The sequence below is a fragment of the Desulfovibrio oxyclinae DSM 11498 genome (genome assembly GCF_000375485.1).
Taxonomy (GTDB): Bacteria; Desulfobacterota; Desulfovibrionia; order Desulfovibrionales; family Desulfovibrionaceae; genus Pseudodesulfovibrio; species Pseudodesulfovibrio oxyclinae.
The window spans coordinates 81280-102454 of sequence record NZ_AQXE01000006.1 but is presented as its reverse complement, the minus strand read 5'-3'; the positions used below and the strand labels follow the sequence as shown (position 1 = coordinate 102454).

19 protein-coding genes are annotated in these 21175 nt (G+C 61.5%); 10 read left to right on the top strand and 9 right to left on the bottom strand.

The annotated features are described in order from the left end of the window. Positions 1–193: 193 nt before the first annotated feature. Both B149_RS0107900 and B149_RS0107895 read right to left on the bottom strand, forming a co-directional pair. Positions 194–943 carry a hypothetical protein gene (locus B149_RS0107900; protein WP_018124646.1) on the bottom strand — a complete coding sequence of 250 codons (750 nt, stop codon included), beginning with the start codon at positions 941–943 and terminating at the stop codon, positions 194–196. A 51-nt stretch (positions 944–994) separates the two neighbouring features. Beyond that, the gene (locus B149_RS0107895) at positions 995–1612 is read right to left on the bottom strand and encodes a LysE family translocator (protein WP_018124645.1); all 618 of its coding nucleotides are present in this window, start codon (positions 1610–1612) and stop codon (positions 995–997) included. A gap of 104 nt (positions 1613–1716) precedes the next feature. Between B149_RS0107895 and B149_RS0107890 the strand changes: the two genes are divergently transcribed. From B149_RS0107890 to lepB, 4 genes are all read left to right on the top strand, one after another. Next, entirely contained in the window at positions 1717–2184 is a 468-nt protein-coding gene (locus tag B149_RS0107890; protein WP_156816778.1) for a hypothetical protein, read from the top strand. Between the two features lie 129 nt (positions 2185–2313). Further along, positions 2314–3687, top strand: a complete 1374-nt coding sequence (locus B149_RS0107885; protein ID WP_026167516.1) for an MFS transporter — start codon at positions 2314–2316, stop codon at positions 3685–3687. A gap of 147 nt (positions 3688–3834) precedes the next feature. Further along, entirely contained in the window at positions 3835–5637 is a 1803-nt protein-coding gene (gene lepA / locus B149_RS0107880; protein WP_018124642.1) for a translation elongation factor 4, read from the top strand. A 23-nt stretch (positions 5638–5660) separates the two neighbouring features. Then, entirely contained in the window at positions 5661–6335 is a 675-nt protein-coding gene (gene lepB / locus B149_RS0107875) for a signal peptidase I (protein WP_018124641.1), read from the top strand. 89 nt (positions 6336–6424) lie between these two features. On the opposite strand, the gene B149_RS0107870 is transcribed toward lepB, so the two are convergent. Both B149_RS0107870 and B149_RS0107865 read right to left on the bottom strand, forming a co-directional pair. Next, positions 6425–8707, bottom strand: a complete 2283-nt coding sequence (locus tag B149_RS0107870; RefSeq protein WP_026167515.1) for a PAS domain S-box protein — start codon at positions 8705–8707, stop codon at positions 6425–6427. 76 nt (positions 8708–8783) lie between these two features. Next, positions 8784–10136, bottom strand: a complete 1353-nt coding sequence (locus B149_RS0107865; protein WP_018124639.1) for an MATE family efflux transporter — start codon at positions 10134–10136, stop codon at positions 8784–8786. Between the two features lie 287 nt (positions 10137–10423). Between B149_RS0107865 and trpB the strand changes: the two genes are divergently transcribed. The 3 genes from trpB (at position 10424) to B149_RS0107850 (ending at position 13246) form a co-directional block, all read left to right on the top strand. After that, entirely contained in the window at positions 10424–11644 is a 1221-nt protein-coding gene (trpB, locus tag B149_RS0107860; RefSeq protein WP_018124638.1) for a tryptophan synthase subunit beta, read from the top strand. Positions 11645–11923: 279 nt separating this feature from the next. Next, positions 11924–12721 (top strand): 2-amino-3,7-dideoxy-D-threo-hept-6-ulosonate synthase, encoded by a 798-nt coding sequence (locus tag B149_RS0107855; RefSeq protein WP_018124637.1) that lies wholly within the window; start codon positions 11924–11926, stop codon positions 12719–12721. A gap of 129 nt (positions 12722–12850) precedes the next feature. Then, positions 12851–13246, top strand: a complete 396-nt coding sequence (locus B149_RS0107850; protein ID WP_026167514.1) for a DUF2721 domain-containing protein — start codon at positions 12851–12853, stop codon at positions 13244–13246. Between the two features lie 6 nt (positions 13247–13252). Here B149_RS0107850 and B149_RS0107845 read toward each other — a convergent pair whose 3' ends face one another. The 5 genes from B149_RS0107845 to B149_RS0107825 all read right to left on the bottom strand — a co-directional run bounded on the left by B149_RS0107845 (position 13253) and on the right by B149_RS0107825 (position 17296). Then, positions 13253–13750 (bottom strand): gamma-glutamylcyclotransferase family protein, encoded by a 498-nt coding sequence (locus B149_RS0107845; protein WP_018124635.1) that lies wholly within the window; start codon positions 13748–13750, stop codon positions 13253–13255. 90 nt (positions 13751–13840) lie between these two features. Next, the gene (locus B149_RS0107840; protein WP_018124634.1) at positions 13841–14314 is read right to left on the bottom strand and encodes a hypothetical protein; all 474 of its coding nucleotides are present in this window, start codon (positions 14312–14314) and stop codon (positions 13841–13843) included. Between the two features lie 84 nt (positions 14315–14398). Beyond that, positions 14399–15307 carry an AEC family transporter gene (locus B149_RS0107835; RefSeq protein WP_018124633.1) on the bottom strand — a complete coding sequence of 303 codons (909 nt, stop codon included), beginning with the start codon at positions 15305–15307 and terminating at the stop codon, positions 14399–14401. Then, positions 15307–16059 carry an N-acyl homoserine lactonase family protein gene (locus B149_RS0107830; protein ID WP_018124632.1) on the bottom strand — a complete coding sequence of 251 codons (753 nt, stop codon included), beginning with the start codon at positions 16057–16059 and terminating at the stop codon, positions 15307–15309. The genes B149_RS0107835 and B149_RS0107830 overlap by 1 nt, the downstream gene beginning before the upstream one ends. 64 nt (positions 16060–16123) lie before the next feature. Further along, the gene (locus B149_RS0107825) at positions 16124–17296 is read right to left on the bottom strand and encodes an MFS transporter (protein WP_018124631.1); all 1173 of its coding nucleotides are present in this window, start codon (positions 17294–17296) and stop codon (positions 16124–16126) included. Positions 17297–17533: 237 nt separating this feature from the next. Between B149_RS0107825 and B149_RS0107820 the strand changes: the two genes are divergently transcribed. From B149_RS0107820 to B149_RS0107810, 3 genes are all read left to right on the top strand, one after another. Beyond that, the gene (locus B149_RS0107820; RefSeq protein WP_018124630.1) at positions 17534–17992 is read left to right on the top strand and encodes a chemotaxis protein CheX; all 459 of its coding nucleotides are present in this window, start codon (positions 17534–17536) and stop codon (positions 17990–17992) included. Between the two features lie 33 nt (positions 17993–18025). Beyond that, the gene (locus B149_RS0107815; RefSeq protein WP_018124629.1) at positions 18026–19609 is read left to right on the top strand and encodes a HEAT repeat domain-containing protein; all 1584 of its coding nucleotides are present in this window, start codon (positions 18026–18028) and stop codon (positions 19607–19609) included. A 153-nt stretch (positions 19610–19762) separates the two neighbouring features. Beyond that, positions 19763–21151: an FAD-binding oxidoreductase gene (locus tag B149_RS0107810; RefSeq protein WP_018124628.1), complete on the top strand. Its 1389-nt coding sequence runs from the start codon at positions 19763–19765 to the stop codon at positions 21149–21151. Positions 21152–21175 lie beyond the last annotated feature (24 nt).

Genomic DNA, 21175 nt, shown 5'->3' with positions numbered 1-21175 from the left:
AGTTTTGCTACAGAAGCCCGTCAGCCAAGCCCCACAGCTCCCAAACCCCCGTCAGCGGGGTTGCAGCTTGGACGCGAGGAGTGCGACCGCATGAACCCGGCAGCTGCAACACCGCTGACAACTCAGGGATTCCAAAGGGGGCCCGCCCCTTTGGCGGGGTGCAGGGGCAGCGCCCCTGCCCGTCGGAGACGATTTATCCGGGCATGTAGGCTTTGGCGATGCGAAATACGTCGTCGTAGGGCATTTTGGCTCTGATGCCGAGGGCCATTTCGAGGGACATATCCATTTTGCGGCTGGTTTCGTTGATGGTCTGGTCTCGGATTCCTTCCAGATGGTAGGCGAGGAAGTCGGGTTCGAAGTTGTCTATGGCGAGGGAGAGTCCTTCGGTGAAGTAGCGGGACTTGGTGTATCCGAGGAATCGGTCGAGTCCGGTGCGTCCTTCTCTTCGTGCGTAGATGGTGAAGAAGAGCAGTTTGACAACCAGCTGGTCGAAGCGGATTTTGTGGTCTACGGCGAGCAGGGTGGCGAGGTCGGCGTCCTGTTGTTTGACGGCCTGGACGAGTCCGGAGGCCATTTCGAAGGCTTTTTTTTCGGAGAGGGGGGCGTGCGAGAATTTGGAGTCCATGCGCACGAGCGTGACGCGCGGGTTCTCGCCGGAGGCTATGGCGAACAGGGAGAGCCGCATGAGGTCTATCTTGCGGCGATAATCGTCGAGCAGGGTGTCTTTTTTAACTTCGGCGAGTTTGCGTACGAGTCCTTCATCCATTTTGGAGAAGACGGTTTCCAGCAGGTGCCGGATGAAGATTTCCGTGGTGCCTTCGAGTTCGTCGCGGACGATGGTCTTGCCTTTTCTGGTGTCCATTATCTTACGGATGGACAGCCAGTAGGCGGCGAGTCCTTCGAAGGGCATTTCCAGTATGTCGAGATCTTTGCCTTCGGCCATTTCCTGCTCCGGGTTTTGCAGAAGGGTACTCCAGCGTGGGAAAAAAGCAAATTACATGATGAGGCTGGCGAAGGAGCCGATGCCGAAGGCGGCGATGACGCCGCCGGATATCTTCGTGACAAGCGGCAGTTTGGCTGTGAGGCGGTTTCTCATGCGGTTGGATGCGGCGCTGAGGAAGGCCCACCAGCCGGTGGATCCGAGGAATACGCCGAGGACCAGAACGCAGGCGCCGAGTGCATCGAAGGTCAGGCCTTCGGAACCGAAGGCGGTGAAGACGGCCATGAAAAAGACGATGGTGGCGGGGTTGGTCAGGCCGAGCAGGAACGATGCTCCGAAGTCCTCGGCGAGACCGCCGGGCTTCGGGGTGGCCACGGTTTTGGGCATGTCGGTAGGCTGGCGAAGGGTCTTGATACCCATCCAGAGCAGAATGAAGCCGCCGATTATCTTGAACCATGCCTGATGGTCGAGCAGGAAGCCGGAAATGAAGGTCAGGCCGAAGCCGGCAACGGCGCCGTAGAGGGCGTCGGCGACTGCCACACCGAGCCCGACGGCCATGCCGCCGCGCATTCCTCCCGAGAGGCTGCGCTGGATGCAGAGAACGCCCATGGGGCCAACGGGGGCGGCGATTGACAGGCCGATGATCATACCTTTGAGAAGCGTGGCGAACATGGATTTTCCCGTGAGAAGCGGTCATCTTGACCTGTTATAACGCTGTGCTATAGACTGACTGAAGGCGTCAGCAAAGAGGGGAACATATGGTTGCCAGGTCGAGAGTGTCAAATACCGAAGTGATCAGGAACGTGCTGCTTGCCATTATCGCGATTGGCTCACTGGTCGTCTTTTTCGGTTTGGATTTCTTCGAAGGGCGCAGCCCGCTTTTTTTCTCCTCGCATAACAGCCCGCCAATCTCCTTTACCGGGGACCTGAAGAGCGGTGATGTCCCCAAAGACGGCATGGAGCGCCTGCGCACCTACCTCGGGAAGCACCGGGACGTCTTCGAATCCGTCAAGATAATTGCCTCCAAGCAGGACAGTTACGCCAAGGGACCCAACGCACACGTGCTGTTCGAGATTCACGCGGAGATGAAGAACGGCACCAAGGTCAGGACTCCGGTCCAGCGGACGACCATGCGCAGATTCGTCAGAGACATCATGGCCAAGCTGGACAAGGACGCCAAGGCGGCCCGGGCCGTGGGCGGCGAAAAGGGCGGCAGCGGCAACACCCTCATCAACTCCATGTAATGAACTTTTTCACAACCGCGACCTGCGGTTGACACTCCCCTTGGACTGGATTAGTTGCACCGTAAACTATTTGAGGGCGCACCGGATCGGACTGCGGTCCGCGGGTGCGCCCTTGGGGATTTTCTGAGCATGGAATCTAAAAATAAGCATTCAATATTATTTGCAATAACCACGACACAGTTCGCGGTTCCCTACATGGTTTCCGGAATTGCCGTGGCGCTGCCTGCCATCGGGCGTGAGCTGGGAGCCAGTGCGGTGGGGCTGTCTCTTGTGGAGTCTTCGTACATTGCGGCGGTAGCCATGCTGCTGCTTCCCGTGGGGCGGCTGTGCGACATGTTCGGCGGCGGACTGATCTTCACCATCGGGCTGGCTCTGTACCAGCTGATCACTCTTGCGCTCGGGTTTGTGCACGACATGGAGCATTTCGTGCTGCTCAGGCTGTTTCAGGGATTTGCGGGGAGCATGATGGTTTCGCCGGGCATGGCGCTTCTGGCAGAGGCGTATCCGCCGGAGGAGCGCGGCAAGGCCATCGGCATCTCGGTGACGGGAATATATCTTGGCATCTCGGCGGGGCCGTATCTGGGCGGCATGGTGACCACCATGTTCGGCTGGCGCTGGGTGCTCTTCACGGGGCTCGTGCCCTGCCTTGCGGCGCTTTGGCTCTCGGTGCGCGGGTTGCCCATGAGGTTCAGCAGACGCACGGAAGGCGGATTCGACTGGCTTGGGGCGGCTCTTTCGGTCTCTGGCATCGGCATGGCCGTATTCGGCAGCTCCTCGTTCGACGAGCCTTACGGCGTCTACTGGCTGGGGGCGGGACTGGCGGCCGTGGCCGGATTCGTTGTATGGGAGCTGTTTTGCACGCATCCGTTGCTGGATATGCGCCTGTTCCGTGGTAACCGGGTGTTTTCATTCGGTAATATGGCTCAGTACATCAACTATACCGCCACATTCGGCGTGACGTTCCTGCTGAGCGTGTTCCTGCAGTACGGGCGGGGGATGACCGCGCACGAGGCCGGGGGCATTCTCGTGATACAGCCGTTGACCATGGCGGTGCTCTCGCCCATTTCGGGCAGGCTGTCGGACAGGTTGCCGACGCGCCTGTTGGCCGGGACCGGCATGCTGCTCTCCATCTCCGGGGTCGCACTCGGTTCTTTCATCGGGCTGGACAGCGGATTGCCGCACGTGGTGTCCGTGCTGCTGCTCGTGGGCGTGGGGACGGCCTTTTTCGCCACCCCGAACATGAGTTCCATCATGGGCAGCGTGGGGCCACGGCATCTGGGCGTGGCATCGGCCATGACCGCCACCATGCGCACGGTGGGTATGACCTCGGGCATGATCCTCATCACCATGGTCATGGCCCATATGCTGGGGCAGAACCCGGTCACGTCGCAGAACATCGACCTGTACGTGAAGTCGCTGCAATATTCCCTCATGGGATTCACTTCCATCGGCATTCCGGGAATTCTTCTGGCATACCGTGCGCGTAACGGCCATACGGGCTGAGTTTACGAAAACCGACACGCTTGTTAAACGGCGGGGTTCATTATATTGGACACATGGACGGAAGTGCCGTAAAAAGCATCTCCTGCTTCCCCGGCAACCCCGGGCCTTCAATTGCGTCCAAACATCAACCCGCCGGGCCTGCACACTATGAAAAGAGAAAATATCAGAAATTTCAGCATCATTGCGCACATCGACCATGGCAAGTCCACTCTGGCCGACCGCATTCTCGAAATGACGGGGCTGCTGACCGAACGCCAGAAAAAGGACCAGTATCTCGACAGGATGGACCTGGAACGCGAACGCGGCATCACCATTAAGTCGCAGGCGGTCCGCATCCCGTACAAGCACAGCAACGGCGAGGAATACATCCTCAACCTCATCGACACGCCGGGCCACGTGGACTTCAGCTACGAAGTATCCCGAAGTCTCGCGGCGTGCGAGGGCGCGCTTCTCGTCGTGGACGCCACACAGGGCGTGGAAGCCCAGACGCTGGCCAACGTCTATCTGGCGCTGGACAACGACCTGGAAGTCATCCCCGTGCTGAACAAAATCGATCTGCCGAGCGCCGAACCCGAGCGCATCGCCGAAGAGATCGAAGAGAGCATCGGCCTCGACTGCTCCGACCCCATCTGCATCTCCGCCAAGACCGGGGAAGGCGTGGACCGGGTGCTGGACGCGGTGGTGGACATGCTCCCGCCGCCGGAAGGCGATCCCGAGGCCCCGCTCAAGGCGCTCATTTTCGACTCGTGGTACGACTCCTATCAGGGCGTGGTCGTGCTGGTGCGCATCGTGGACGGCACCCTCAAGAAGGGCGACGAGATTCGCATCATGTCCAACGACAAGAAGTTCGACGTCACGGCCATGGGAATCTTCATGCCCGATCCCAGAGAGGTGAAGAGCCTCGGACCGGGCGAGGTCGGATTTGTGAGCGCATCCATGAAGGATCTGGGCGACGCGCCCGTGGGCGACACCATCACCAAGGTGAAGCGTCCCTGCGAGAATGCCTACCCCGGATTCAAACCGGTCAAGCCCATGGTGTACGCGGGGCTCTATCCCGTGGAACCTTCCGAATACGAGCCGCTCAAGGCAGCGCTGGAAAAGCTCCAGCTCAACGACGCGGCCTTCACCTTCGAGCCCGAAACGTCGCAGGCGCTGGGCTTCGGCTTCCGCTGCGGCTTTCTGGGGCTGCTGCACATCGAGATCATTCAGGAGCGGCTGGAACGTGAATTTCAGGCGCGTCTGATTACCACCGCACCCAGTGTGGTGTACGGCGTGACCACGGTCAACGGCGAGGAGCTGGTCATCGACAACCCCAGCAAGCTCCCGGATCCGACCAAAATCGAGCGTGTTCGCGAGCCGTTCGTGCGCATGGAAGTCCACGTGCCCAACGACTTTGTCGGCGCGGTGCTGGCGCTGTGCGAAGAAAAGCGCGGTATCCAGAAGAACATCGCCTACATGTCCACCAACCGCGTGATCATCACCTACGAGATTCCCTTCGCGGAAATCATGTTCGACTTCTTTGACAAGCTCAAGTCGAGCACCAAGGGCTATGCCTCCCTCGACTACGAGGTCATCGACTACCGCGAGGCGGACATGATCAAGCTGGACATGCTCATCAACGGCGACCCGGTGGACGCGTTCTCCTGCATTGTCCACCGCGACAAGGCCGCCCGCGTGGGGCGCTCCATTGCGCTCAAACTCAAGAGAAGCATCCCTCGGCAGATGTTCGAGGTCGTCATACAGGCAGCCATCGGCAGCCGCATCGTGGCCAAGGAGCGCAATCCGCCCCTTCGCAAGGACGTTACCGCCAAGTGCTACGGCGGCGACATCACCCGTAAGCGCAAGCTTCTGGAAAAGCAGAAGGAAGGCAAGCGCCGCATGCGCCGCATGGGCAACGTCGAAATCCCACAGGAAGCGTTTCTCGCCGTGCTCAAGACCGACGAGGATTAGCCGACACCAATCGGAGTAATCTCATGAAGAAGGACCTGACCCGAAGCGTTCGCGAGACGCTTGAAATACTGGTGGTGGCCGGACTGCTGGCTCTGTTCATCCGCACGTTCATCGTGCAGGCGTTCAAGATTCCTTCCGGTTCCATGCTGGAGACGCTTCAGATCGGCGATCACCTGCTGGTCAGCAAGTTCCTTTACGGTGTGAAGATGCCGTTCACGGATCATATAATCGTTCCGGTCACGGATCCCGACCATAATGACGTCATCGTGTTCGAGTACCCGGAAAACCCGGACGTGGACTTCATCAAGCGCATCGTTGGCGTGCCCGGCGACACGCTGGAGATCCGTGGCAAGCAGCTCTACCGCAACGGCCAGCCCGTGAACGAGGACTTCACTCAGTACACGAGCGGCATGGTGTACCCGCGACCGGCCAGCATGCCCGACGTGCTCCCGCCCGATCAGTATGACGAGTACTTCAACGGCAAGGGCCGCATGTCCCATCGCGACCAGATGCCGAAGATCACCGTGCCCGAGGGCAAATACTTCGTCATGGGCGACAACCGTGACGGCTCCCATGACTCACGCTTCTGGGGTTTCGTGGATCGTGACGCCATAGAGGGCAAGGCCCTGTTCATCTACTGGTCGTGGGAATCTCTTACGGATATCCGGTTCGGCCGCATCGGCACCATCATCGAATAGCGCGTTTGGGCGCTGAATAGCTGATCATTTCGGGCCGTTCCTTCGGGGGCGGCCCGTTTTTCTGTCTTGGCCTAAGCGGGTGGGAAGTCCTATCCGCGCATGAGCGGGATGGAGACGGAGATTTCTGTCTCGCCGTAAAGAGAAGTGTTGAGGACGATGTCGCCGCCGTGGGTGCGGGCCACGAGGCGGGCGGAGTAGGTGCCGAGTCCTGAGCCTCTCGACTTTTTGGAGCGGGAGTACTTGTTGAAGAACGTCTCCCGGAGCTCTTTGGGGACCTCGCCCTTGTTGCGGATGGTGAGCATGGCCTGATGTCCGGCGGTGCGGAGTCGGATGGAAACTGCTGCCCCCTCGGGGGAGGCCTCCATGGCGTTTTTGAGCAGGTTGGAAATCATGCTGTGCAGCAGCACCTCCTCACCCATGACGATCACGGATTCCTCGCCGTTCTCCTGCGCAATGCTCAGGGACTTGTCCGAGGCGAGCGAGCGCAGTTCCGCGCGGATCTGGTTGAGCAGTCGCCCGAGGTCCACCGGTTCGGCCTGAAGCTCGTAGGTTCCGGTCTCCATCTTGTGCAGGTCCAGAGAGCGGTTCACGAGGTCGAGCATGGATTTGCCGGCGCGGGAAATGACGTCGAGCAGTTCGCGCTGGCGGTCATTGACCCCTTCCTTCGCCACTTCGGCGGGCAGACCGATGACGGCGGACAGCGGCGTTTTGAGATCGTGCCGCGCCATGCGCTCCACGTCCTCGCGCAGGGCCTGAATGCGGATGCGGTCGGTAATGTCACGGCAGACGCCCTGCAACCCCACGAATTTGGCATCCTCGCTGTAAAGGATGGTGCACAGGGTCTCCACCCATACGGTGCCGCCGTCCTTTCGCGTGAGTTCCAGCGTCATGCGCAGGGACTTGAGCGGCTCCTCCGTGCCTTCTGCGGCTTCGATCTCCGCCACTCCGTCAAGCAGCGTCGCGCGGGATCCCGGAGCCACGAAATCCCAAAGCGGGCGGTTGAGGACTTCTTCAGGGGGATATCCCCTCAGTTGTCGGTCGGAGGGGGTGATGTAGGTGAAGTTCAGGTTGGCGTCGAGCCCCCATATCACGTCCGTGATGTTTTCCGCCAACATACGGTGCTTCTTCTCGCTTTCGCGCAAGGCTTCCTCAAAGCGGCGGCGTTCCGTGATGTCCGTTCCCACCGAGAGGATTTCCTTAACCCGCTTGCGTCCGTCGAGCACGGCCTTGTTGGACCATGCGACCCAGACCCGTTCGCCGCTGGCAAGTACGTTTTCGTTTTCGTGGAAGGAGTGTTTGCCGGGAGAATCGATGAGCCGGATGAGCATGCGGCGCATGTCGCTTGCGGAGAGCGCCCCCGGGGGCACGATGGTCCCGATGATGGGCTGTCCCAGCAGTTCCTTTTCCTCGTAGCCGAAGAACTGCAGGCCGTATTCGTTCATGAAGGTGATGCGTCCCGCTATGTCGAAGCGCAGGATGATGGTTCGGGCGTTCTGGACGAGGTGGCGGTATTCTTCCCGTTCACGCGCGCGCAGCTGAAGCTGCCTCGTCAGCAGCCACGCACCCAGTGTGCCGATCAGCGCCAGTGGCAGACCGAATGCCCATATCTGAAAGAGATAGGGGGAGTCGCTCCAGCCCTCGGCGGGGATGCCTGCCAGTTCCCAGTCAGCCCCGGGTACCCGGACGTCGAGCCGAACGGGGGCTGCCTCGAAGACCGCCGGACCGCCGTAAATGAACTGGCTGTCCTGCCCCGCCTCGCGGACCGCCACGCGCAGGTTGGGAAAGGCTTCGACCACGCCCGCCTGACGCAGGAACGTCTGGTTGTCGATGAAGAGTACCACGTACCCCCATGGCTGCGGCACGGTTCCTGATTGTTCTTGACGCCTGATGGTGGTCATGAGTGCCACGTCCGTCCCTTTGTGATCGTCCGGCATGGGGGGCGTCAGTAACACCTGCGAAGGCGTGTCCATGGTATCCAGCCGGGCAAGCAGCCGACGGGGAATGAGTGCCGTCTCCGCGGTGCCCACCAGACTCGTCAGGCGTTCGGGATAGATCCACAGCAGCCGATTTTCGTGGAATACTTCCAGCGAACTGATGCCCGGGGTCTCTCTGACAAGCGCCTTGGTCAGGCGGGACAGGGAGGTACGGTCGAGAGCGGGCAACTCGGCGGCGCGGTCGCGGAAGAAGCGAAGGTGCATGGCCCGCTCGCTTGCGGCGCAGCGCAGCTGGGTCTGGACATTGGAAAGGGTATGGTAAACGGCCATTCGTTGGCGTCGGGCATGGCGCTCCTGTTCAAGGCCGTGCGTGACCGCGAGCAGTGCGATGCTGAGGAGAGCGGTGACCAGTGTCGCCGTAATGACCGTTTTATTCACACGGAGCCGTTCCGTTGAGGTTTTATGATGAAACGTATGCTATAGAAATAACCCTTTTTTGAAAAGGGGATTAGACTCATTGGTTTGACAGTCTGGAGGCGATTTCCTTGCGGGCATATCTGAGGGAGACCGCTGCCGAGACCCAGACGATGCCGAGGATGGAAAGCCAGATGGCGAAGATGCCGTAGTCGAGGTGGCGGGTGAAGAACCAGAAGAGCAGGGCGGGCGCGACGGCCTGACGGGCAATCCCCAGCCATACGGCGAACATGGGTCGTTTGAGCCCCTGAAGGGTGGAGGTGCAGACGAAGATAACCACATAACCGTACAGGGCCACGGCGTCCACGCGCAGATAGCCCGCGCCGATGCGGATCACGTCAGGGTCGGAACTGAAGAAGCTCATGAACGGCTCGGCGAAGATCAGAAGCGGCACGCAGGCCGGGATCGTGAGCCACGCGCCGTAGCGCAGACAGGTGCGCATGGACTGTCGCACCCGGTCATAAGCGGCGGCTCCGTTGTTCTGGGCGGTCATGGCCAGAGCGGCCACGTTTAGGCCGATGCTCGGCATGAGCGCCACCTGCTCCACACGCATGGCCACTCCGTAGGCCGCCACGGCGGATTTGCCGAAATCGCTGACAAAGTGGTTGATGATGAACATGCCTAGCCCGATGGTCAGGTAATTCACGGAGGCCGGGAAGCCCTGCCCGGCGATCTGGGCGAAGTGCAGGGGAGATGGAATCAGGAAGCGCCCCCGTCCGGTGCTGAGCAAGCCGGTTCTTCTGGCGCGAGAACCCAGATAGAGCACGCCCACCGCCTGCACTGCCACGGTGGCCCAGGCCACGCCCGCCACGCCCATGGCCGGAAGGCCGAATCCGCCGAAGATGAACCATGGGTCGAGCACGCAGTTGAGCAAGGCTCCGGCCACGAGAAAATTCCGATAGATGCGGGTGTTCCCTGCGGCCTGAAGCACCGCGTTGAACATGTACACCAGCAGGAACAGCGGCGCGCCGATGAAGATCGGGGTCATGTACTCCATGCAGGTGTCGAGGTAGGCGGTGCTCGCGCCCATGAAGATGAACAGGGGGCGGGCCGCGATGGGACCGACAACCGTGAGCATCAGTCCCGTCAGCAGACCGAATACGGCGGCCTGAATGGATACGAAGGCCGCGCGTTCTCGGTCGCGACCGCCGAGGGCTTCCCCGATGAGCGCAGTGGAGCCGGTGGCCAGCCCGTTGCCAAGGGCGATGACCAGAAAGAACACCGGCAGAGAGAGGGACATGGCCGCCTGTGCCTCGGTGCCGATGCGCCCGGCGAACCATGTGTCCACCACGTTGTACATGGTGTTGAAGAACAGTCCGATGCTGGCCGGTATCGCCAGATTGCGTATGTGCTTCGGGATCGGCCCCGTGGTGAGGTCGTCGGAGGATTCCATTCTCTCACGCTAAGGCCAAGGCCGTTTGAGGGCAAGAAAAATCGGCAGTGCGGCAAGATGCTTGACAACGCTACGGGAATTCGCCTAGCTTTTCGCCATGCAGTTCGCAATCGATACGTCCTTCACCCTGCAGAATTGGTGGTGGCGCTGGTAACAGCGCCGGGGGAACGTATTTGCCTGCATTCGAGAACTGAAAAGAACAGGTATACCCAACCGCGGCAGTGAAAGCTGACCGCGGTTTTTTGTATGGTCTGCCCGCTGCCGGATGTATCAAGGAGAGAGGAACAATGACGACTACCACCTGCGACGCGAGAGGCTTTTTCGGAGAATACGGCGGCCAGTATGTGCCGGAACCGATCATTCCCATTCTCAACACGCTTGCCGAAGCTTTCGAGAAGTATCGCAACGATCCGGACTTCATCGAGGAACTTCACTACTACCTCAGCAATTATTCCGGACGTGAAACCCCGCTGTACCACTGCGCCAATCTTTCCGAAAAGATGGGCGGTGCGAAAATCTATCTCAAGCGCGAGGACCTGAACCACCTCGGCGCGCACAAGGTCAACAACACCATCGGCCAGATTCTGCTCGCCAAGCGCATGGGCAAGAAAAAGATCATTGCCGAGACGGGCGCGGGACAGCACGGCGTGGCAACCGCCGCCACCGCCGCGCTCATGGGCATGGAATGCACCATCCACATGGGCGCCGTGGACGTGGAGCGGCAGAAGCTCAACGTGTTCCGCATGCAGATGCTCGGTGCGAACGTGGTCCCGGCCGAGTCCGGCCAGCGCACGCTGAAGGAAGCCGTTGACGAGGCGCTCGACGCATGGGTCAAGGACGCCGAGAATACGTTCTACCTGCTCGGCTCCGCAGTCGGGCCGCATCCGTATCCGTTCATGGTGCGCGAGTTCCAGTCCGTTGTGGGCCGCGAGGCCAGAAAGCAGGTGCTGAAGGCCGAAGGCAAACTGCCCGACTGCTGCATCGCCTGCGTGGGCGGCGGGTCCAACGCCATCGGCATCTTCTCCGGATTCGTGGAGGACGAAGGCGTGAAGCTCGTGGGCGTGGAGCCTTCCGGTCGCGGACTGGAGTACGGCGAGCATGCCGCCAGCATCTGCCTTGGCGAACCGGGCGTCATGCACGGCTTCAACTCATACATGCTCAAGGACGAGGCTGGCGAGCCCGCCGAGGTCTATTCCATCTCCGCCGGGCTGGATTACCCCAGCGTCGGCCCGGAGCACGCGCACCTCAAGGATCTCGGCCGCGCCGAATACGTCCACGCCTCGGACAAGGAAGCGGTGGACGCGTTCTTCGAGCTGTCGCAGATGGAAGGCATCATTCCCGCATTGGAGTCATCCCATGCGCTGGCGCACGCCCTGCGCATCGCCCCGAACATGGAGAAGGATCAGATCATCATCGTGAACCTCTCCGGCCGCGGCGACAAGGACGTGGCCCAGATCGAACGCATGGTCAGCGAAGGCTGCTTCGAGCTGCCGCACCTGCGCAAATAGACTCCGGACCGGCGGTCTTCCCGTCGCGAACGGGGAGGCCGCCGTCACCGCATCGATACGCAAACAATTATTGACAACCCCCGCGCGACGCGGATATTCAAAAGCCATGAACATCACAGCCGCCCGTTTCTTTTTCTTCTTTTTCTTTTTTAGGAACGCCTGTGGCTGGGGTGTGCACTGACTGTTGAATGAACGTCAATCACCAAGGCCGCAGGCTCCGAGCCCGCGGCCTCTTTTTTTGGCCCGGGCCTGTCTGGGCATAAAACACAGGAGACCGACATGCAGCTGGGAAAAGCCGTCCGGATGGAAAGGATCATGAACCGTAACAACGGCAGGACCATCGTCGTGCCCATCGACCACGGCGTGACCGTGGGGCCCATTTACGGGCTGGTGGACCTGCGCAAGACCGTGAATCAGGTGGCAGAAGGCGGTGCCAACGCCATGCTCATGCACAAGGGCATCCCTCGCTGCTCTCACCGCAATTACGGTCCGGACATCGGGCTGATCATCCATCTTTCCGCCAGCACCTCCCTGTCCCCGTATCCCAACGCCAAGACCCTCGTGGCAACCGTGGAGGATGCTCTGAGCCTCGGCGCGGACGCGGTTTCGCTGCACATCAACCTCGGAGACGAGACCGAACCCCGTATGCTCGCGGATCTGGGCGCGGTCTGTTCCGAGGCCAACAAGTGGGGAATGCCTGTCCTTGCCATGATGTATGCGCGCGGCCCCAAGGTGACGGACGAGTATGATCCGGCTGTGGTGGCCCATTGCGCGCGGGTGGGCGTTGAACTGGGCGCGGATATCGTCAAGGTCAACTACACCGGCGCCCCCGACTCTTTCCGCAATGTGGTCAACGGAGCCTGCGGCGTGCCCGTGGTCATCGCGGGCGGGCCCAAGCTGGAGAGCGACCGCGACATCGTGCAGATGGTACACGACTCCATTCAGGCGGGCGGTTCCGGTCTCTCTGTCGGACGAAACATCTTCCAGCACGCCGACCCCTCGCGCATTGTCAAGGCGCTGCACAAGGTGGTGCATGAGGACTGGAGCGTGGACGCGGCCATGGAGCTTTTCGACTAGCGGCCGTGCGAAGGGCGGGGCGGCGGTCTTCTGGCCCCGTCCCGCCTTTTTCGTGCGATTTCCGTTGACAGCCGTGGCGGTCCGCAGGAATCATCTTGCGACCGCAACTTCTTGGAAAAAGGTGTTCCCGTGAAGATATCCATGACCACGCCCGCGCTGCTGTTCCCGGCCATTTCCCTTTTCATGCTGGCCTTCACCAACCGCTTCCTGTCGCTCGGCGCTCGCATCCGCGCCCTGCACGATCAGTACAAGAACGGCGGCGAGGAGTCCGTGCGCAAGCAGCTGGAAAACCTGCGCCGCAGGGTCTACATGATCCGCAACATGCAGGGCTTCGGGGTACTCTCCATGTTGACCTGCATCCTGTCCATGGTCTGTCTGTTCGAGGACTGGATTCTCGCGGGCCAGATTTTCTTCGGACTCAGCCTGTTCTTTTTGCTGACGTCGCTTTTCGTGTCCTTTCTGGAGATCCGCATCTCGGTGCAGGCGCTGGACATCCTGCTGGAAGACATGGAGAAGCGGCAGTAGGGCGGATCAGCCCTTCAGCCCGTCCATGCCCTCGGGCCAGCGTCCGCCGGGAACCTGCAACCCCCGGCGCACGGATTTCATCGCATACATCCATACCGTGCGCGGGCCTTCGGCGGTGTCGGCCGTCACCAGCACCCTGAGATAATCGCCGGTTCCGTCGGGCGTGAACCCTTCGTAATCATCAATGGCGGGCAGGAGCCTTCCGGGATCGTCCAACTCCACGACCTGCCCGTGGATGCGTGGTGCGTTAGGGCCGGTTTCCGGATGGGGCTGATGCGTGTCCTGAAGAGATGCGTCGAGGTCCGGATCGGCACTGCCGTGAGCGATAATAGTGTCTGCGGGGACCGTGGCGGCGGGATAGCCCTGCGGGAGATGGTAGAGGTGGCCGGGCACCGTGGCGGCGTAAGTGCGGGCGTCGGGTCCACAGTAGTGTCTGTGCTGCGGAAAGCCCGATTTCAGGGTGCCGTAGACGAAGAGCCGGAGCGTTTTCCTGTCATTGTTCATTGCGGCTCCATGGTACCTGCTGCAGGGCCGGGAGCCAAGGGATGGCGCAAGGAAAACGCCCGCCCCCGGAGCGGGAGCGGGCGGTACGGGCTATTTGGACTGGCAGCCGCCGCAGGAGAGTTTCCTGTTCTTGTCGATCTTCTTGATGGGCTCGTCAGGGTCAACCATGTGGATGTCCTCTTCCTTTTCGAGCTGTTCGTTTTCCAGCGCAAAGGACACGAGGTCGTCGAACATGGTCTGCACTTCCGCGGTCGGCATCTGAACACGTTCGAGGAAGCGGCCGAAGTCGGGCTGTTCGAAATCTTTGGCCCAGTCCTTTTCATAGAGGTGTTCCCACACGCCGACGCGGGTGACGTAGATGGGGCGGTTGGTCTGCCTGAGGGCGACTTCCCACGTCTCGTACGCCTTCAGGTCGTCGAGGGTTTCAGCAGGGGAGCAGTCGTGCACCGAACTGGCCTGAATGGAGGCCACGATCTTGGAGCCGATGCCAATTTCCTTGAAGAAACGGCCGAAGTCTTCGCTGCGGTCGCTTTCTTCGAGATATTGCCTGAAATCTTTCGCCATGATTCCTCACTCCTTGGGTTGAATTGCTTTGTAATCCCAGAATTCACGAGCAAAAACAAGTGCACTGCGTGGAAAAAGCCGCCCTCAGGCCAAAGAAAGAAGCACGGGAATGCTCAGGATGGACAGCGCGGTCTGAACCGTGATGATTGCGGCCATCGCTTCATGGTCGCCGCCCATCTGACGCGCGAGGATGAACGAGGACGCCGCCACCGGGATGGCCGTGAATATCAGTGCCGCCCTGACCATGTCCGGCTGTGCGCCGAGGGCCGAGGCAATGAGCCACGCCGCTGCGGGCAGGAGCAGCAGGTGCGCCACGGAACTCAGCATTGCCGGGCGCAGATGTCCTGCGGCAGTCGCCGGTCTGAGGCCCGCGCCCACTGCAAGCAGTCCCATGGGCAGCGCGGCGCGGCCGAGTATGTCCAGAAAATCCGCTGCCACGACCGGCAGAGTGACGTCCGCCGCGTTGAGAATCATTCCGGTGAGGCATGCGAGAATCAGCGGGTTTCCGGCAAGTTGCCGAAAAACGGCGCCAACACCCGTGGCGTTGCCTTCTCCGTGGCGGGAGAGGACAAGAACGCACAGCACGTTGACCAGCGGAATGGCGGTGAGCAGGGCCACGGCGGAGAGCTTCATCCAGTCCGCGCCGAGCAGTGCCGCCGCCAGCGAGAGGGCGATGTAGGTGTTGGGCCGGATGCCGCCCTGAAAGACCGAGGTGAACACCGGACCGGAGAGCGGCAGACGGGGGCGCAGAATCCACAAGAGTGCGGCCACCGCGAGGATTGCGCCGCCCACGGCAAGCGACAGCGGCAGGGCTCCGGATTCGAAGTCGCGCCCGGAAAGGCCGCCCACCAGCAGCGCCGGAAAGAGTACGTAGTAGGTGAGCCGTTCCGAGGCGGGCCAGAAGGCCCGCGCCGGAAAGCTCATGCGATGCAGGGCGTGCCCCGCCAGCACCAGTCCGAAGACCGGTGCCACTGCCGGGAGAACCGGGTCCATCAGGGCTCCGGTATTACCGGCACGGACGCGAAGCGCGGCTCGTGCAGCGGAATGTGAATGTCAGCCATGTCCTTGGCTTTTTTGAGAATGTCATATGCTTCATTGGCGTTGATGTGGGTGCCCGGCGGAATGACCTCCATCTCCATTGCCCTGACTTCCACGGGGGGAAAGAGATTCTCCAGAATGGTGCAGAAGCCGCAGATCATGGCCGTGCCTTTTTCGGTCTCCACCAATATGGACATGCCGCCCTCGGTGTGGGCGGGAGTATGCACCATGCGGATGCCCGGCAGCGGTTCGGCGTCGCCGCCGAGTATCTCCAGCTGGCCGTTTTCTTCCACGTCGTCGATGTAGTCTTCGAGGTACCGGAAATCCAGCGGGTGCGGGTCGTGAATGTGTTCCAGCTCCTTTTCGTGAACGTAGATGCGCGCGTTGGAGCATTTCCAGTCGTTTTCGCAGTGGTCGTTGTGCAGGTGGGTATGCAGGACCACGTCGATGTCCTCTGGTTTGAGGCCGTGCAGTTCTAGGCCTTTCTCGAAGGTATGGATGGGGCCGCCGATGGCCTTCTCGCGCTCCTCGGAGATGACCGGGCTCATCTCGCCGGTATCCACCAGCACGGTCTTGTCGCCGCCCTTGAGCAGCCAGGTGTATATAGGGATGGTGTAGGGGGTGCCGTAGTCGTGCTGATAGGTCATCATGCCTTTGTCGAACACTTTGGTGCCCATGACGATGGGATGAATGGTCCATTTGCTCATAGAGTGCCTCCGCGGGGAATTTTTCCCCGAATGTACTCCAGAGGCCATGAAATGCAAGGGGGCGTCAGCGGCGCGGCATGGTTGGAAAAAGCAGCAGCGCGGCCAGCAGCAGGACACCCTGGCCCGTGAACCCGAGTCCGAACAGGCCGTGGTCGCCCAGCCAGCCCAGCAGTGTGGGAGTCAGGCCGAGGCCCACCGTGGCGGAGATGGGCGTGAGCAGCGACACCGCAAGGCTGCGCTCGGAGTCGTCGAAGGCCGCTGAGAGCAGCGAAAAGGCAGGGGGATAGAACAGGACGGAGAGCGCGGGCTGCAGCAGCACCATGGTGGGGAGCCACGGGCCGGAGGCCAGTCCGAGCCCCACCGTGGCCGAACCGGTCAGAGCCAGATACAGCACGAGCGCGGCGCGGCCGCCCATGCGGTCGGCCAGCCATCCGGCGAAGAAGGGCAGAAAGATGCCCGCCACGCGTGCTGCCGCGAGCAGCCCGTTGGCATCGGGGCGCGCGTAGCCGTGGTCGTCCACCAGATAGAGCGGCAGCATGGAGTACGGTCCCACGCTGGCCCCCACCGCAAGGCTGAAGAGCAGCGCGAAGAGCCAGAACACCGGTCGCCGCAGCACCGCGAGCATGGCGCCGGGCGAAGGGACTATCCCCGGAAAATCGGCTCCCCGCCCGCGCCACAGAAAGGCGCATCCCGCGAGCAGCTGCAACGCGCCGAGCAGCCGGAAGGCGTCGCGCCAGTCGCCCTGAAGCAGAGCGGCCTCCGCCAGAAGCGGGGCAAGTACGAAGGCCGTGTTTGGCGCCAGCTCGTGTATCGCGAGCGCCTTGCCCCAGTCTGCTCGGCGAATAAGCGTGGTGATGGAGGTCAGCCCCGAGGGCAGGTAGATACCGGCCGCAAGTCCCAGCAGGCCGGTGAAGGCGCGCAGGGTGGCAAGGCCGTCGCAGAAGCCGATGGACAGGCACATGAGGCCGACGATCAGCCCGGAAACGCCCACGGTTCGACGGTGTCCGAGCCTGCGTGAGACGAAACCGCTCAGCAGCAGCCCGAGGGCGTTGCCCACGGCCACCATGAGGAAAATGCTGCCAGCCTGCGCGTGTGATATGCCCAGCTCTTCGCGGATGACCGGCATGAGCGGGCCGAAGGTGACGCGGGAAAGGAAGTTGAGAAAGAATATGCCTGCGATGAACAGGGCCCACCCGAGCACCTGTCCGAAGGCCGCACCGTTTTCACTGCGGGTCATGTGTCACTCTCCATGGAGGGGGGATACATTCAGAATGCGGCCGGGGCAAGCGGCAGGAAAACGGTGCCACGCATCTTTCTACATGACTTGACCGATATTGCGTAAACCGTTACCAAAAAATACTCGTAGGCACTCCCGATTTCCGGCATGACGGGAATGGTCTGACGTACACATCAAACAACAGGGACCGAAGCCCGATCGGCACCCGTTTCCTGCAGTTCCGAGAGGAGTTTTCATATGGACGTTGAACTGGCGAAACCTTTCATCAAGGCTGCCGTGGACGTGCTGTCCACCATGGCGTTTGTCAAGCCCAAGGTGGGCAAGCCTTACGTCAAGAAGAACAACACGGCCGTCGGAGATGTCACCGGCCTCGTCGGCCTCACCGGCGAAAAGAACGGCAGCGTGTCCATGTCGTTCGACAAAAAGTGCGCCGTGAGCATCGTCAAGAACATGCTGGGCGACGAAATCGAAGATATCATGACCGACGTCAAGGACGCGGTGGGTGAGCTGACCAACATGATCTCGGGACAGGCAAGAGCCGGTCTCGCCGAAAGGGGGCTCGTCTTCGAAGGCTCCACGCCCTCGGTCATCATGGGTGACAACCACACCATCTCCCACGTTGCGAAAACTCCCATCATGGCCATCCCGTTCAGTACGGACAGCGGCGGGTTCACCATCGAATTCTGTTTCGAGTAACGAACTGTCGCCAAGAGAAAAACGGAGCGCTACATGTCGATTCTCGACGATTTCCGAAGCAAGGAATTTCTTGACCAGATAACGATCCTGAACGAGGTGGCCGGCAGCAAGGATCCCCAGACCCTGCCCGGCCTTATCGACCTTCTGAAGGTCCCCGTCGGCGACACCTCCATCGACTACATGGTGGTCAACGCCCTGAACGCCGTGCTTTCGCAGGATCCCGAGCGGACCGTTCGCGGTCTTTCCGATGAACATGCGGGCTTTCGGACCCTCTGCATCCGCGTGGCCGGGGAACACCGCTTCGAACAAGCGGCCCCCGTGCTGGCTTCGCTGGCGGAGAACGAAGAGGACCCGGACCGCCTCATGGAAGTGCTGACCTCTCTGGCGCACATCGGCGATCCCGCAACGCTGCCCACTTTCAGAAAATTTCTGAACAACGAAGATCCGTTCATCCAGGCGCTCTGCATTGAAGCGCTGGGCAAGCTCAATGATCACGACTCCATTCCCGAACTCAAGGGGCTTGTGGAAGAGAGCGAGGCCCCGGAACGCTACGAAGTGTGCGAGATCACCACGTGGAAGTCCATTGAGGCGCTGGCCTCCATTCAGACGGACGACACCCTGCGTTTTCTGGTGGACAAGCTGCACCACAAGAACCCCACGGTGCGCCGGATCATCACGGACGCCATGATTTCCATCGGCTCCCCGGTGATTCCGCTGCTGCTCGAAGCCTTCGAAACCGGTGACGACGACCATAAGGTGCTGGCCGCCAACGTGCTCGGGTTCATCGGTGACAAAAGTTGTGCCGACGGTCTCGTGGCCGCCTTCGACAAAGGGCTGGCCGAGACTCCCAACGTCCGCTACGCGCTCTACGAGGCGCTCGGACGCGTGGGCACCATGAAGGGCATCATCTGCCTCGTGGACGGCCTGAACGAGACCGAGGAACTCACGCTCATGGCGGTGATTACGGGGCTTGAGAAGCACGTGAACCCCGGCATGGTCAATCAGCTCACGAAGATGCTCAGTGCGGCAGACGATCAGGCCGAGCGTCTGGCAAAGGCCATCGTCAACGCCCGCGCCACGCGGCTCTTTGATGCGCTGTACGAGAGCGCCGGAGCCGGGGACATGCTGGTTGACGCCCTGGCCGAATCGCGGGACCAGGAAGTGCTGGACGAGTTCAAGGGGCTGCTCGTGGAAATCGGTGGCGCGCGTGCCGACGAGGACCTCGCCAGACTGCCGGATCTCGAAGAAAGCACCCGCAAGGCGCTGGCCGCGGACGACTCCCGGTCCATGTGCGCCATGCACCGCGCCATCCTGACCGATCTCGGCTTCGAACCCTTCATCGCCTCAAACGGACAGGAAGCGTTCGAATTCATCGAGCGCGGCGAAGACTTCGATATCATCCTTACCGACATGAACATGCCTGTCATGGACGGCATGGAGCTGGTGGGCAAGATCCGCAATACGCCGGGCTTTGAAGACACCCCCATCATCATGGTCACNACCGAGTCCGAAGGCTCCCAGCAGAGTCTGGCCGAGAAGACCGGGGTTACCACCTTCATCACCAAGCCTTTCAAACCGCACGATCTCAAGACCAAGATCAACGATCTGCTCGCCTAGGCGGGCACGCGATGCGAAACTATCAGGGCCGCTCCTTCGGGGCGGCCTTTTTCGTTCGCGTTGACACTCCCGCGTGCCCCGCTTACCTTTTCGTCATCCGCTCGCCCGTTTCGAGGCGAAGAAACGACCCCACGCACCGAACAAGGAACGCCCATGCCCAACCTCGTCAGCAAGCTCTCGTCCAATCACGAACGCTTTCTCGCCGATCTTTTTCCCGGCGACGATTGCATGTTGACCGAGGCTTGCCGCTACGTTCACGGCATGGACGCCAGCCGGCTGCGCGGTGAAGTGCTCGCCGTGACGCGCCCGAGAACCCGCGAGCAGGTCGAGGAGCTGTTGCGTTTCGCCCAGCGGGAGCGCATAGCTCTGTATCCCCGCGCCCGCGCCACCGGCACCGTGGGCGGCAGCGTGCCGTCCGTGCCCGGAATCGCCGTCTCCCTGCTCGGATTGAACCGCATCCTCGACATCGACGAGCGCGATTTCGCCGCTGTGGTCGAACCCGGCGTGGTCACGGCAGAGCTGCAACGCGAGGCTGCCGGAAAAAACCTGCTCTATCCGCCGGATCCCGCCAGCTCGGGCTTCTCCACCGTGGGAGGAAACGTCTCCACCTGCGCCGGGGGTCTGCGAGCCGTGAAGTACGGTGTGACGCGCGATTATCTGCTGGGGCTCGAAGCTGTGCTCCCGGGCGGGAGCGTCGTGCGCTTTGGCGGACGCTCGCACAAGGATGTGGTGGGCCTTGACCTCGGACGCCTGTTCTGCGGATCGCAGGGCAAACTCGGCATCGTGACGGAACTGACCATGAAGCTCGTTCCCCGGCCAGAGGCCACGGCTTCGGTGCTTGCCGGTTTCGGTGACCTCCGCTCGGCCATGGATGGGGCAGCCTCGGTCTTTCGCGCCGGGATTCTTCCCTGCGCCTGCGAGTTCATGGACCGCGCCACGCTCGCCGCCATTCGTCTGGGCGACTCCCTGCCTCTGCCCGATGCGGCGCAGGCCGCGCTCTTGTTGCAGGTGGACGGCTCGCACGCCTGCGTGCAGTCGGAGCTAGCGACGCTGGAGCAGGCCCTCGGGGAGAGCGGGCCGCTGGAGATTGTCTCGGGCACGGGCGACGCTGAAACCGCGATATGGGATGTGCGGCGGCGGATCAGCCCGTCATCGTTCAACCTCAGGCCCGACAAGATGGGCGAGGACATCGCCGTGCCTCGCTCCAGAGTGCCGGAAGCCGTGGAGGCCGCGCACCGCATCGGCTCCAGGCTGAACCTGCCCATCATGTGCTTCGGGCATCTCGGGGATGGCAACATTCACGTGAACATCATGTACAACGCCTCGTGGCCCGAAGAAGCCGACGCCGCCAGTGCCGCCAAAAGGGAGGTCTTCGGGCTGGCCCTCGACCTCGGCGGGACCATCTCGGGCGAGCACGGCACCGGCCTGACCAAGAGAGATCACGTCGACGACCAGCTCGGAGAGGTGGAGCGGGGACTCATGCACGAGATAAAAGCGGCGTTTGATCCGCACGGGATAATGAATCCCGGCAAGGGCTGGTAGACGCTTCGTCAGTTGCGCACCAGT